Annotated in this window: 12 protein-coding genes; 8 read left to right on the plus strand and 4 right to left on the minus strand. The window is 35.6% G+C overall.

Annotated features, from left to right (window positions below; all coding sequences use genetic code 11):
• Positions 1 to 294 precede the first annotated feature (294 nt).
• Positions 295 to 1188, minus strand: coding sequence for a LysR family transcriptional regulator (locus BM088_RS09835; protein WP_091983259.1), 894 nt, complete (start codon positions 1186 to 1188; stop codon positions 295 to 297).
• A gap of 145 nt (positions 1189 to 1333) precedes the next feature.
• Between BM088_RS09835 and hutH the strand changes: the two genes are divergently transcribed.
• The 4 genes from hutH to BM088_RS09855 all read left to right on the plus strand — a co-directional run bounded on the left by hutH (position 1334) and on the right by BM088_RS09855 (position 6494).
• The gene (gene hutH / locus BM088_RS09840) at positions 1334 to 2848 is read left to right on the plus strand and encodes a histidine ammonia-lyase (RefSeq protein WP_091983261.1); all 1515 of its coding nucleotides are present in this window, start codon (positions 1334 to 1336) and stop codon (positions 2846 to 2848) included.
• A gap of 28 nt (positions 2849 to 2876) precedes the next feature.
• On the plus strand, positions 2877 to 4877 hold the full coding sequence (locus BM088_RS09845) for a urocanate hydratase (protein WP_425439298.1): 2001 nt from the start codon (positions 2877 to 2879) through the stop codon (positions 4875 to 4877).
• 416 nt (positions 4878 to 5293) lie between these two features.
• Entirely contained in the window at positions 5294 to 5623 is a 330-nt protein-coding gene (locus BM088_RS09850) for a VF530 family protein (protein ID WP_091983264.1), read from the plus strand.
• Positions 5624 to 6062: 439 nt separating this feature from the next.
• Positions 6063 to 6494: a hypothetical protein gene (locus BM088_RS09855; protein WP_091983266.1), complete on the plus strand. Its 432-nt coding sequence runs from the start codon at positions 6063 to 6065 to the stop codon at positions 6492 to 6494.
• Between the two features lie 1034 nt (positions 6495 to 7528).
• Here the strand turns inward: BM088_RS09855 and BM088_RS09865 are convergent.
• Positions 7529 to 8140 carry a M23 family metallopeptidase gene (locus tag BM088_RS09865; RefSeq protein WP_091983269.1) on the minus strand — a complete coding sequence of 204 codons (612 nt, stop codon included), beginning with the start codon at positions 8138 to 8140 and terminating at the stop codon, positions 7529 to 7531.
• An 805-nt stretch (positions 8141 to 8945) separates the two neighbouring features.
• Between BM088_RS09865 and BM088_RS27015 the strand changes: the two genes are divergently transcribed.
• The 4 genes from BM088_RS27015 to BM088_RS09880 all read left to right on the plus strand — a co-directional run bounded on the left by BM088_RS27015 (position 8946) and on the right by BM088_RS09880 (position 11691).
• Entirely contained in the window at positions 8946 to 9155 is a 210-nt protein-coding gene (locus BM088_RS27015) for a hypothetical protein (RefSeq protein WP_218156495.1), read from the plus strand.
• 39 nt (positions 9156 to 9194) lie between these two features.
• A complete protein-coding gene (locus BM088_RS09870; RefSeq protein WP_091983270.1) occupies positions 9195 to 9617 on the plus strand; it encodes a VOC family protein in 423 nt (140 codons plus the stop codon).
• A gap of 611 nt (positions 9618 to 10228) precedes the next feature.
• A complete protein-coding gene (locus tag BM088_RS09875) occupies positions 10229 to 11191 on the plus strand; it encodes a YbgA family protein (protein WP_245763794.1) in 963 nt (320 codons plus the stop codon).
• Positions 11188 to 11691 (plus strand): hypothetical protein, encoded by a 504-nt coding sequence (locus BM088_RS09880; RefSeq protein WP_091983272.1) that lies wholly within the window; start codon positions 11188 to 11190, stop codon positions 11689 to 11691. Before BM088_RS09875 ends, BM088_RS09880 begins: the two co-directional genes overlap by 4 nt.
• A 584-nt stretch (positions 11692 to 12275) precedes the next feature.
• On the opposite strand, the gene def is transcribed toward BM088_RS09880, so the two are convergent.
• Both def and BM088_RS27190 read right to left on the minus strand, forming a co-directional pair.
• Complete coding sequence (gene def, locus BM088_RS09885) at positions 12276 to 12821, minus strand: peptide deformylase (RefSeq protein WP_091983274.1); 546 nt, start codon at positions 12819 to 12821, stop codon at positions 12276 to 12278.
• 6 nt (positions 12822 to 12827) lie between these two features.
• Positions 12828 to 12998, minus strand: a complete 171-nt coding sequence (locus BM088_RS27190; protein ID WP_177208005.1) for a hypothetical protein — start codon at positions 12996 to 12998, stop codon at positions 12828 to 12830.
• Positions 12999 to 13061 lie beyond the last annotated feature (63 nt).

The following is a 13061-nucleotide window of genomic DNA, read 5'->3' on the forward strand; positions in this document are numbered from 1 at the left end:
TTTTGTTCGTGGGTAATAAGTCGCATCTGTATGTCGAAGAGTTTACCGTTTTGACAATGAGAATATTGTAATAAAATGTATAAATTAAGATACATACAAACGATAGGTTTTAATGTATGGCGATGGTTTTGTAATAAACTATTCCACATTTAAAGGGTATTATTTAAATATTTTATTGTCACTTATAACAATTAACATCATGTGTGCTGTTTTAGTTTTACCTGAGAGAAAATTTATAGAAGCTGCATTAAAGGATATGAACCTTGAAGAGACAGCTATTTGTTATCATCTTTTTCAACAGTGGCAACGCTTAATTTCTTCAATGAGCGCATTCGCTAGTGGTGAAGCAGGGTTGTTTTTCGAAGAGATTAAAACAACGGGTATTTGATAAGCATATTTTTCGGGCAAAATAGTCTTAAATAATCCTTTATCGACCCAGTAATTGGCGTAGTGATCAGGCAAATAACCTATAAACTTTCCAGATAATATTAAGTGAGCGATACCTTCATCATGATAGGCAATGGCACTATTTTGATAATTTAAACCGTCATTTCTGGTTTCTTTATCACGCATATAGTTACTGGTTATGACTTCGGCATCTTGTAGCAGTTTATTGACTTCAGAAGGTTTGCAGTCGAATAAAGGATGGTTATTAGCACAGTACAAAAAATTGTTTTCATTATGTAAAGGGTAATAATCTAGCCCTCGCAAGTGATGTCGACTTACCCCAATTCCCACTAAAGAACGTCCATTAACAACTGATGTTTCCACTTCTCTTGCTTCACACACGTTAATATCGAACTGAATGTTATCGCTTTTTGTTTTTAATGCGGCAATGGTACGCGCAACACCGCAGCGGGGATCGCTGACCATAGTATCAATGGTGGCTATGGTTACACGGCCAGATAGCTCATTTTTAGAACTTGCTACTGTCGTTGTAAATGCTTCGCATTGTTGTAATAGCTCTAAAGAGGCTTGATAGGTGACTCTTCCAGGTTCTGTTAACTCAAAACCACTTCTGCCGCGTTTACACAGTTTAATACCTAAACGCACTTCTAAATCAGATAAATGAGAACTTATAGTTGAACGTCCAATATTTAAACGGGACTCCGCAGCCGACAAGCCGCCACATTCTACTATGGCTACGAATATTCTGAGTAAACGTAAATCTACATCATGCACTTGCACGTATTTTTTCTCTTTTTTGTTAGTTTGATAAAACCGGAATGAATTACGATTATTATGCATTTGTAAAACATCATGTTCAAGCTAAAATAGCGCTATTGAAAGCACTTTTGTGTTCAGAAAAATAAATAGTACTTAGGAGTATAAGATGACATTTAAATATGGTGTTGACCATCTAAATCTTGATATCGTAAACAGTATTGCTCAAGGAACTGTTAAAGCAGAACTTTGCCAAGATGCTTTAGATAAAATCAATACAAGCCGCCAAAGAGTAGAGAAAATGGCCGCTTCCGATGAAGCTGTATATGGCATTAATACAGGCTTTGGGCCATTATGTGATACTCAAATCTCACCTGAAGATACTAATTTATTACAAAAAAACTTACTTATTACCCATGCTGTGGGTGTGGGTGAGCCAATTGCAAAGTCGATTTCAAAACTGATGTTGATCACTAAGGTTCATGCATTAAGTCAGGGTTTTTCAGGTATTCGTTTAGAAACTGTTGAAAGAATGTTAGCGTTTATCGAACTTGACCTTATTCCTGTTGTACCTGAGCAAGGTTCTGTTGGCGCATCGGGTGATTTAGCACCTCTGTCTCATTTATTCTTACCACTTTTAGGTGAAGGAGAGTTCTGGCAAGATGGTAAAACAGTTCCTGCAGCTAAGTTATTAAAAGAAAATAATCTAGAGCCAATGGAGCTTCATGCTAAAGAAGGTTTAGCGTTAATTAATGGTACGCAATTTATACTATCTCATGGCATCACAGCATTAACTAAAATGCGTTACTTATTAGACTTAGCCGATATGACGGGTGCAATGAGTATTGAAGGCATGCAAGGTAGCGAACAGCCATTTAGAGATGAGCTACATCAAACTCGTGCATTTAGAGGTAATCTTGAAGTTGCAGCACGTATGCGTAAATTCTTTAAAGATTCACAAAATATGGCTGATCATGAAGAATGTGACCGTGTTCAAGACCCTTATTCATTAAGATGTATTCCACAAGTACATGGTGCATCACGTAATGCGTATTACCACTTAGAAGAGTTAGTTGAAATTGAAATGAACTCTGTCACTGATAACCCAATTGTTATCAGTAGCGAGGAAGCCATTTCTGGCGGTAGTTTCCACGGTCAACCACTGGCTATGGTACTTGATTATGCATCAATCGCAGCTGCTGAGTTAGGTAATATCTCAGACAGACGTTGTTACCTATTATTAGAAGGTTTGCACGGTTTACCAAGATTATTAACCTCTGCAGGTGGTTTAAACTCAGGCATGATGATCCCGCAATATGCAACAGCAGCACTTGTTACAGAAAACAAATCTCTGTGTTTCCCACCATCAGCTGATAGTGTACCTACCTCTATGGGTCAGGAAGATCACGTATCTATGGGAAGTATTTCTGGTCGTAAATTAAATCAGATATTGGGTAACCTTGAAAAAATACTTGCTATCGAGTTAATGTATGCGGCACAAGCTATCGAATTTAGACGCCCTAATAAGTGTTCTGATATTATTGAGAAAAACTTCCAAGTGATCCGCGCTAAAGTAGCTAAGCTTGAAGAAGACAGGCTGTTAAAACCTGATATCGATGCGATGATCACACTTGTTAAATCACAAGCGTTTACTGTTAGCTTTAATGCTGATGACAGCAAATAATTAGAGGGAGCCTACCATGGAGACAATAATGAATTTTCAAGAAGAAATAAAACAAGGGATCCCAAGCGTATTACCACAAGCAAAGGCTTACCCAGCAAATGCTAATCGCGCGCCTAAACGTAAAGATATTTTATCTGCAGATGAAAAACAGCTGGCGGTAAGAAATGCGCTACGTTATTTCCCAAAAGAGTGGCATCAAGAGCTAGCTGTTGAGTTTGCTCAAGAGCTAAAAGATTTCGGTCGTATTTACATGTATCGTTTTAAGCCTAGCTATGACTTAAAAGCACGTTCTGTTACCGATTATCCGGCAAAATGTGAGCAGGCAGCTGCAATCATGCTAATGGTTGATAACAACCTAGATCCAGCTGTTGCACAACATCCAGAAGAGCTAATCACTTATGGTGGTAATGGTGCAGTATTCCAAAACTGGGCACAGTATTTATTAGCGATGAAATATTTAAGTGAAATGCAAAGTGACCAGACTTTACATATTTACTCTGGTCATCCAATGGGTTTATTCCCCTCTTCAAAAGATGCGCCACGTGTTGTTGTCACTAACGGCATGATGATCCCAAATTACTCAAAGCCAGATGATTGGGAAAAGTTTAATGCCTTAGGTGTCACGCAATACGGTCAAATGACTGCCGGTTCATTTATGTACATTGGTCCGCAAGGCATTGTTCATGGAACCACTATTACGGTAATGAACGCATTCCGTAAAGTACTTAATAAAGGTGAGAACTCTAAAGGTAAGATATTTCTAACAGCAGGTTTAGGTGGCATGAGTGGTGCACAACCTAAAGCAGGTAATATTGCTAATTGTATTACTGTATGTGCAGAAGTGAATGCAAATGCAGCAACAAAACGTCATCAGCAAGGTTGGGTTGACGAATTAATTGATAATATGGATGAACTGATCGCCCGTGTTACTAAAGCACAAGCAAGCGATGAAGTAGTATCAATTGCATACATAGGTAATATTGTAGATGTATGGGAAAGCTTTTATGAGAAAGAGATTTTCATTCATTTAGGTTCAGATCAAACGTCATTGCATAACCCTTGGTCGGGCGGTTATTACCCAGTAGACATTAGTTATGAAGAATCTAATCGTTTAATTCGTGAAGAGCCTGAAGTATTTAAAGTAAAAGTACAAGAAACGCTTAAACGTCATGCTGATGCCGTAAATAAACATACAGCTAAAGGTACTTATTTCTTCGATTACGGTAATGCATTTTTACTTGAAGCGTCACGTGCTGGTGGTGATGTAATGGCTGAAAATGGCATTGACTTTAAATATCCTTCTTATGTTCAGGATATTCTAGGTCCAATGTGTTTTGATTATGGTTTTGGACCTTTCCGTTGGGTATGTGCTTCTGGTAAACCAGAAGATTTAGATAAAACCGATGCGATTGCTGCAAGCGTTCTTGAAAAAATCATGGCGGATTCGCCAGAAGAAATTCAGCAACAAATGCAAGATAACATTACTTGGATCAAAGATGCGAAACAAAACAAACTAGTTGTTGGCTCACAAGCTCGCATTCTTTATGCTGATGCACAAGGCAGAATGGAAATTGCTAAAGCCTTTAACGATGCAATCAGCAGTGGCGAAATTGGCCCAGTAGTACTTGGGCGTGATCATCATGATGTGAGTGGCACAGATTCACCGTACCGTGAAACATCAAATATTTATGATGGCAGTCGTTTTACAGCAGATATGGCTATTCATAATGTTATTGGTGATAGCTTCCGTGGCGCTACTTGGGTTTCTATCCATAATGGCGGTGGCGTTGGCTGGGGTGAAGTAACTAACGGTGGTTTTGGTATGTTGCTTGACGGGACTGATGACGCTGAACGCAGACTTAAATCTATGTTATTGTTTGATGTAAACAATGGTATTGCGCGTCGTAGCTGGGCAAGAAATGAAGAAGCCAACTTTGCAATTAAACGTGAAATGGCAAGAACGCCTAAACTTAAGGTTACACTTGCTAACCTAGTTGATGACGATATTTTAAATAATTTATCGCTGTAATTCAGTTATATATTTAAGCTATTCTGCTATCTGTGGAATAGCTTTTTCAAATAAAGTAGAACATTATTTATTACAGTTTATTATTCGATAAATATGTAGCTTGCACTATAAGTTGGCATAAAGCTACCACGGATCTGAACTCTTAAAATTAAACGAGTAATATAATATTGTTGCTGAAATTTAGATGCCTCATGTCAATTTAGGACCTATTGCAGTCATTAGGCTTTTGTAAATTGATGATCATATTTGAGATAGTTTTAGCTAAAATCATCTGATTGTTTCTGAGGCTGGTTAAAGCTCACTGAGGACATTAGCTTGTCTATAAATATATAGTGCTCTTTTACGTGAGTTAAACGCATAAGTCTGTCAATAATTAGGAAACTTGCTACAATGCTATTTTTGATTTTAGGTAGACTATGAATAAAAGTAATGATCCACTACACGCCGTTAAACTTGAACAGATCCTAATCGAACTGGAGAAGAAAATTGGTTGGGCTAAAATGGGTGAGTTACTTAATATCCGTTGTTTTACCAATAAACCGCGTCTTAAATCAAGTTTGAAATTTCTGCGTACAACCCCTTGGGCACGCAGTAGAGTTGAAATTTTATACTTAAAAACATTTTGTAGTAAGCATAAAGAAACGGGTAAATTGATCAGGGCGATACTTGCCCAGAATACAGCAGTAGCAGAAAAGACTTCCACCAAGCCAGCTCCCTTTATTTGGCAAACATCAAAAAATAAATAGACTTTCCCATAAAGAAAACGTTAATTTTTGAGTTCTTAACATCAACTGTGAACTTATTGCAGATATTAGGCTTTTTTACTTTTAACTTTGATTAGAAAGAAAAACCAAATAGTCACTAAAAAAAGTTTTTTATCAATTCTTGTATGCTTTTTCATAAATTATTTCATAACAACACAGTCATCGCACGGTTTACTATTTTGTAGTGCAGGCTTTGTCTTGTTGGTAAAAAATAAAAGTTGTATAGTCAATGATATACGAATATATGCACTGAGATAATAGGTGTATATAAATTACAAAGCGTGCAAGCACACTTTATTTAGTTAAAAATTTTATTCATGTTATTGATTTTAAATAAATAAAATTTACTTTGCTGCGGTGGTCTAACCAGGGGGCGTGCGCGCCGTTTATACAAATTTCATAAACCAGTTAGGATACATCCATGAGAGGCACTTTGTGCAATAAATGCAATTGTAAAATTGTTCCTCAAGAAAAAAGAATATCAGGTGGAAGAGCTTATTACGTATGTCCTGTATGCGGGGTTACTTTAAGTACTTTTAAAGTTAAATATGTATTTATTGCTTTAGCTTCAGCTTTTATTCTTTGGGCCGTGCAGTTTTTTTATTATCATTCATTGAACGGTAACTTAAAGTGGACACCTGAAATAAAAGCATCCGTATTCTATTTCATAGTTTACACATGTTTAGGAGTGTTTGTAACTTTGAAGGGGATTAAGCTAAAAAAAGAGTCACCGAATATTGTAGGTGAAAAACTTATCAAAAAGCCAATAACGTTTTTTACTATCGGAGCACTTTGTATATTAGTCTTGGTTTACGAAATAATAAAGGTGGCAAAAAGTGTTTGGGGTTTATAACAAGTGCTATCACTCAGAAAATTTAGTCGTTTCGCTCCCAAATTTCCGGTGTGGCAAGCGTTATGGTCTTTAAAGTATGACTGAGGATTTCGTAACGATTCATGGTGATCAATGGAAGTTGGACGATGTCCAGGAACCTATTGAGTGGGCCAAAGGTGAGTCGTGGAAAAAACTACAGTGGACATCGTTAAAGCACGGAGACAATCACGAGCACTGTCAAATTTGTTGGTGGAGTTTGTTCGATAGCGAAGTTCCTGAAAATGGCGAAGGCTATATTAGCGGTAAACATAATTGGCTGTGCACGGAATGCTATGAACAATTTATTAAATCGAAACCATAACAAACGCTTGAATATTGATTCCAAAATAATGATTATAGACAGGTATAAATATATCTTTGAGATTTGAAGAATTTGATGGTCTGACTATATTTTAATCATTGGTATATCATTATTGGTGATTTGCATGGCTAGGGCAAGAGAGTCTTTAATCGATTTAGATGCAACGCTTGCTCTTTATATCCCAAATAAGTCACTGTATTAATCTTTACATTCAGCCAAATAAACGCGGAGCTGTTTCAAGCGAGATACCAAAAATATTAACAGTGCTCAATATTGAAATTGATTCATGGATAAATACAATTCAACACTTTAGGCGACAATATGCGAATTTTTCGGGTTCAAAATCATCACTCATGAAGTGCGCACAGAGTCATAATTACAGCTGGTATAAAGGCTGTGCTTAGAAAGTTATGTTTTAAAAATTACTCACTTTTAAATACAATTAATAAATCAAATTAACTAGCTGTTTAATTTGTTATAACTGTGATTCGTCAAAACTCATTTTTTCTTTAAAACCTCCCCTTAGTATCACTTTATTCATATGAATTTAAGGCATAAATATTTATTTTTATGAAATTAATAATAAAGATGATATTTTTAAATCAATAAGATTTTTATGCCTGTCTATTTAATCCTTGTTCACATACATCATTTTAATCAATTTGATATAATCGAAAAGTTACTTCAAATCTAGTTATAACTTTGTTGCTGTATATTTGACTCCTGTTTTTACACCGCAAAGATGCTTTTTAGTGTTTTTGAAAGTAATCGGTACTGTTTGACCACACGGTAATTGATTATAGTGTGGCGGTAAATTTGGTCCGCATTTTTGTACATCAAAATGTAAGTGAGGGCCACCACTTTGACCTGTATTGCCACTTAATCCAATGATATCTCCCGCTTTTACGATATCGCCTTGCTCTATAAAGGCACCATTATGGGTTAAATGAAAATACCTCGCTACTGTGCCATCATCATGCTTTATAAAAATGTAATTTTCTTCTAAATCAATATTATTATCATCTTGAAAATGCTCTCTGATACTGACTACTTCACCAGCTCTTGCTGCAAGCACTTTTGTACCTATAGGCATTGGAAAATCAATGGCGTATAAACCAACACCATTATTTGATTTACGATAATGTTCAGTTGATGCATATACCTTTTGGGCTGTGCCTATTTCATAAGGTAATAAATAAGGCGTGTTTTGCTGTGTTTCAAATACTGCACAATCAATTTCAGGTTTAGAGCATGCAGTTGAAGATATAGCCAATAATAAAATAGTTAAAAATTTGTTTTTATTCATTCATTTTCACCTCTTTTAAAATAAGTTAGTTGCTGATAAATAAAGAAAGGTTTAAATAGAGATAAAAATAATTATATTTTCAGTGGTTGTTAAATAGTATTTAGAGTAAATATTAGGGCGTTAGCAACATGCTGAATACAGTCCTTTAAATCAACTATATCAATGACCGTTATCTCGTTCCTAACAGACTCTAAAAATGGTGATGGAGCCATTATTACCTTAAACCAACTAACTGTGTATGTGTACAGTTGTAATTCAATGTTTGTTATTTTTTAAACATCTTGCACGAGATGTAAAATATAATTTTGCGCGATTAAATAACCCTGAAATCATAATGTTTTGTTTTTATGGAATAAAATCTATAAGGAAAAGTTACATACCGCGAAAAATAACTCTCATTATCTAAATGCTCAGTTTCATCTGATACGGGTAAATTACCTCTAAAATATTTAAAAGGTAAATTGTTGAAATTATTAATTATTATCTTTAATTTTGGGTTTGGCTTTTTTGCAGTTAACAAATTACGTACCCAGAATTCATTGTATTAAGTTATTATGGCCAATGAATGATGAACATCTGTCAATCTTTAAAAAATTCGGCCAATCGGTAAAGTCACTTGTAGTGTTTATCATGGTAGCCAAGTTTTGCCTAAGAAAGTGAGATTAAAGAAGAGTGGGTTTTACGCTCTACCTGAATAGTTTTGGTTGTTAATTGGTACTGAAGACTCAAAGAAGCTATTAATTGAAGCATCTGTTATCATCTCGACGATGATGAAAATATCATCGAAGAAGAGGAGGTGTCCATATTGGTAAATGCTTTTATAAATGGATTCTCAAAAGAATGTAAATTTTACACAAACTATGATGGCTCATTTGCATGTATCTCAAATTCATTCTTAGATGTCGCAATCATAATGGAAGATAACGATGGGGTTACTGGGTTTGTGTCTCGAAGACTGTCAGCAGCCATAACAAGGCAAGCATGTGACGGTTTTTACGTGCTTACGGCGTTATAGCGCTGAGTTACATCAACATCGCATTAAAGGATAAATGAATTGAAACAATCAATAGTACACATTGCAATAGTAGTTAAAGACTATGATGAGGCAATTGATTTTTATGTAAATAAACTCAGATTTGAGCTTGTTGAAGATACTTATCAACCAGAGCAAGATAAACGTTGGGTTGTAGTTTCACCACCAGGCTCTAATGGTGTAACACTATTATTAGCTCGTGCATCTAAGCCTGAGCAAAATGACTTTGTGGGAAATCAAGCTGGCGGTCGAGTATTTTTATTCTTAAATACTGATGATTTTTGGCGTGATTATAATCGTATGTTATCTGAAGGTATAAAGTTTATTAGAGAGCCTAAAGATCAAGATTACGGCACTGTAGCAGTATTTGAAGATCTTTACGGTAACTTATGGGATTTACTTCAATTAAAACCAAATCACCCTATGGCATCAAGAACGCTATAACAAGAGACTGTCGCTTAAAAAAACCTTACTTAAGCCTATTTTTTAGGCCAGTTGAATGTCTGCTTTGTCGAAGAAGTTGTCGTTAGTGAAACTGCTCCAACGGCTGCTCCTCGCTCTGAGCCGAATTTCGCAAAAGTGCCATTAGCGGACCTTTGCTATTTATTCATGGATGGCAACATTGAGCCTATAGCGGACTAAATGGGCAGAATAAAAACTCCGAATCTAACGATCACTTTGATACGAAAGCTGACGTTTCATTAATTAATTTTGAACACTTACCTGTGCCACAAAGCGGTCTGTTTTTAATAAGATAAAGCCGTATAAAACTACGGCGAAGAGCTATTATTTAGCCCCTCGAAAGTAATGAAGCATCATATTTTAGCAATCAACGGTTGATGTTTATTGGTTATTTTAATTACCACTAACATTAACGAATTAACCAACATACGCCTACTCACTTTGAGGTATTGAGTCATCAAGAATGACCGTATCCCACAAACGTTCTATTTTATAATCGTTAATATTAATTAATAGTTTGTAATTTTGCTTTATTAGTAAATAAGCATACTATTAAGAAGTTACTTCAACTTCTGTACATAAAACATTTTTTAGTGGAGAAAGTCATTCAAACTAAATTTAATAAAATAAAAATTGGTGTTAGTAGTTGTCTACTTGGCGAGAACGTTCGCTTTGATGGAGGCCATAAGAAAAACCAATACTTATTTAATACATTGAGCCACTATTTTGATTTTCATCCTTTTTGTCCAGAAGTTGCTATAGGGCTAGGCATTCCCAGAGAGCCAATACGCTTGGTTGCGAAAGACGAAAAAATAAAATGTGTCGGCACTAAAAATGAAACTTTAGATGTTACTGACAAACTGAAAGCGATAGCAGATGAGCAAGTAAGTTGGCATACAAACATATCAGGTTATATTCTAAAAAAAGACTCGCCCAGTTGCGGTATGGAACGGGTAAAAGTTTATAACGGAAGTATGCCAGATCGAAAAGGTATTGGCATATACGCTAAAAAGCTTATGGATAATTTCCCAGATTTACCTATTGAAGAAGAGGGGCGATTAAACGATTCAGTATTGAGAGAAAACTTTATTCAACGTGTTTTTGTCTATCAACGCTGGCAAATTCTAGCCTTAAAAAAATACTCACTAAAGGATATCCAACAGTTTCATGCGCAGCATAAGTATATTTATATGAGTCACAATCAACTTGATCTTAAAAAATTGGGCAACCTACTTGCCAAGCCTTGCGACAACATCACCTTACTTGCTAAAGAGTATTTATCACAAGCAATGACACTGTTAAAAAGTAAAGCCACAAAATCTAATCATGCTAATACCTTGCAGCATATACAAGGCTATCTTAAAAAACATATTGATCAAGATGACAGACAGGAACTTTGTGAGACGATAGAGCAATATAGCAATGGCTACGTACCGCTGATTGTTCCAATTACTTTATTACGTCATCATTTTAGAAAATATCCAAACGACTATATTACCGATTCTTTTTATATGTGCCCTCACCCAAGCGAGCTAATGTTGCTCAATAATGTATGAAGAGGATTCATGTTTCAGACAAAATGCAATATGACTACTTTTATTCACTAGTAGAAAATGAAGGTGAGAATTTTCACGAGCTTTTTAAACCCGAGCTAACACCTCAAGAAATGCTTGCCTTAGGTGTATTCGGAGGGAAGTATTTAACTGACTGTCAAAATGAATTTCCGAGCGCTTGGTTTGTACAGGCAAAATTAAGCGCTAATCACAAAGACATCAGTTTAAATTATTTTTCTGTTGATGCATCACAAAGCTTGAAAAAATGGCGAGCAAAAGGATGGATTCACCCCCAAGACCCTCGTGGTTGGTTTCAATGGTATTGTCGCTATTATTTAGGGCGTAGAACTCACGAAGAAGATTTGAGGCAAATTAAACGTTGGCGATCCTTTAAAAGACATTGCGGTGCGGTTATTAAGTACTGTGAGCCTTATAATTTCAGCTGTCGGAAAAAGCAGCGCCAAGCGTTGTTGCATTGGGCATATGATTCAAGAAGAATTTAATGATTAAATTGCCACTTATTATAAGTGAGAACAATTGATTGCTGATCTGTCTTGGTCATTTGACTCAACACCAACATACACAAATTATTCATCATGCGCTCTATTTAACCGTGAGGGATTGAGTCATCCAATATCACACTGTTCCATAATTTTTTATATGATAACCAGCTACGTTCATCCTAGCGTGGATTTTGGTTGAGTCTACTTTTTGTACAAAGTGGCCGTCTCTGAAAGTTTTTTCTAATATTAAATAGTCCGCTTCTAGCAAGGAGTTGGCCTTAATAGCTGCTACTGCCTAACGTCAGCTAATGGCTAAATGAAGTCATAAGGTATTCATTGATGCTAATGTCCGCTCTGTCTAAAAAGCAGCCTTTAAACCAGAGTAAAAAAAGGCTAAATTACTTTCATGACAATATATGTCATTTATTAGGAGAAATTTGTTAACTTATAGTGCAAACAAATAAAATTTTAACTATCAAATAGATGAAGTTCTAAATCCATTTATTAAGATATTTTGTTAATAATTTAGAGTGGCATTTTATTATGCGTATTCACACAATTAAAAATTATATCTACTCGTTTATTTACAAGGTTTTTGCGAATTGTTGGTACCACTCAAATTCACTGATTAAATCTTTTGTTGATTCTAATTGATCAATAAAAGTTAACCCGTTTAAATGGTCTAATTCGTGTTGAAAAATACGTGCAATAAACCCTGTTAACTCTTTTTGTTGCTCATGACCTTGTTGGTCAAAATAACGAACAGTGATTTGACTATGCCTAGGTACTAAACCGCGCATACTGGGTACACTTAAACAGCCTTCCCAGTCTTTTACTTTCTCACTAGAATAATGCAATATTTCAGGGTTAATAATCGCTGTTGGTGGCATTAAGGGTGCATCGGGATAACGGACATTTGGCTTAGAGCACATAATAAAAATACGCAAACTATGATGGATTTGTGGTGCTGCAATACCGACACCTCCGGCTTCTGACACCGCCAGCATCATTTTATCAATTAATTGTTGGCAATCATCAGAAAGTATATTTTCAACCTCAAGTGCTCTTAACCTTAATACAGCGTGTCCTAGCTGAGCAATGGTATATGTATTATTTTTTGCTTGATTCATTTCGTTTTAGTCTTTTGTTTTAATTGTTACTTCAATATTTTTATGATTGCCTGCAAACCATTTTTGCACGTAGATAGATCCTAAAATAGGAGGGGAGTCGTTTTGAGGCACTTCTTTGTATCGAGTACTGTTTTTATTGTGTTTTTCAAATTCGAATTTAATGACTTTCTCAGACATGACTCGTTCAACCTTAACTTAACGTTTGAACAACATTGTATAAGTGCGCATAAATAAATTCTA

The sequence above is a fragment of the Pseudoalteromonas denitrificans DSM 6059 genome (assembly GCF_900112265.1).
Taxonomy (GTDB): Bacteria; Pseudomonadota; Gammaproteobacteria; order Enterobacterales; family Alteromonadaceae; genus Pseudoalteromonas; species Pseudoalteromonas denitrificans.

Coding starts and splice junctions, on each gene's coding strand:
- BM088_RS09880 (WP_091983272.1), top strand. CDS start 11,188: ATGAAGAGGATTCATGTTTCAGACAAAATGCAATATGACTACTTTTAT.
- BM088_RS09850 (WP_091983264.1), top strand. CDS start 5,294: ATGAATAAAAGTAATGATCCACTACACGCCGTTAAACTTGAACAGATC.
- def (WP_091983274.1), bottom strand. CDS start 12,821: ATGAATCAAGCAAAAAATAATACATATACCATTGCTCAGCTAGGACAC.
- BM088_RS09855 (WP_091983266.1), top strand. CDS start 6,063: ATGAGAGGCACTTTGTGCAATAAATGCAATTGTAAAATTGTTCCTCAA.
- BM088_RS09845 (WP_425439298.1), top strand. CDS start 2,877: ATGAATTTTCAAGAAGAAATAAAACAAGGGATCCCAAGCGTATTACCA.
- BM088_RS09865 (WP_091983269.1), bottom strand. CDS start 8,140: ATGAATAAAAACAAATTTTTAACTATTTTATTATTGGCTATATCTTCA.
- hutH (WP_091983261.1), top strand. CDS start 1,334: ATGACATTTAAATATGGTGTTGACCATCTAAATCTTGATATCGTAAAC.
- BM088_RS27190 (WP_177208005.1), bottom strand. CDS start 12,998: ATGTCTGAGAAAGTCATTAAATTCGAATTTGAAAAACACAATAAAAAC.